This window comes from Facilibium subflavum (assembly GCF_003574485.1).
In the GTDB taxonomy this organism is placed as follows: Bacteria; Pseudomonadota; Gammaproteobacteria; order Francisellales; family Francisellaceae; genus Facilibium; species Facilibium subflavum.
In genome coordinates, this window is record NZ_QLIT01000379.1 from 1 (window position 1) to 571 (window position 571).

The 571-nt window shown below is 36.4% G+C and carries 1 protein-coding gene; it reads right to left on the reverse strand.

Annotated elements, in window-relative coordinates; all coding sequences use genetic code 11:
• On the reverse strand, positions 1-526 hold a 526-nt coding region (gene rsmI / locus DNK84_RS14035; RefSeq protein ID WP_119345038.1), incomplete at its 3' end, for a 16S rRNA (cytidine(1402)-2'-O)-methyltransferase.
• Positions 527-571: the final 45 nt, after the last annotated feature.

The following is a 571-nucleotide window of genomic DNA, read 5'->3' on the forward strand; positions in this document are numbered from 1 at the left end:
AATCCTCTAATAAATACTCTATCCTATGCACTGACTCATAAAGTATAACTGTTGTACTAAGCTTCTTAAGTTCTTTAATCTGCTCTTGTCTTTTTGCTTTTTTTGCAGCCAAAAAGCCTTTAAACATAAAACTATCTGATGGCAAACCTGCTGCAGATAAAGCAGCTGTTACAGCACTAGCTCCAGGAACAGGGACTATTTTATAATTATCATTTCGCAAGTTTGCAACTATTTTATATCCAGGATCAGATATTAGTGGGGTTCCTGCATCACTAACTAAAGCAACCTTCTTTCCATCATCTAAAAACTGCTTTACCTGTTGTACCCTGGACTCCTCATTGAAGTCATGGCACGATACTAATTGTTGCTCATTTCTTATATTAAGACTCATCAAGAGCTTAGCTGTTACACGAGTATCTTCTGCCAAGATAACATCAGCTTCTTTTAATACATCCATAGCTCGAAGAGTTATATCTCCAAGATTTCCTATTGGTGTCGAAACTACATAAAGAATTGAGTTATCCACAACTACTCACCTAACATCTCCACTAAATTTGTAACATCTCCTGCA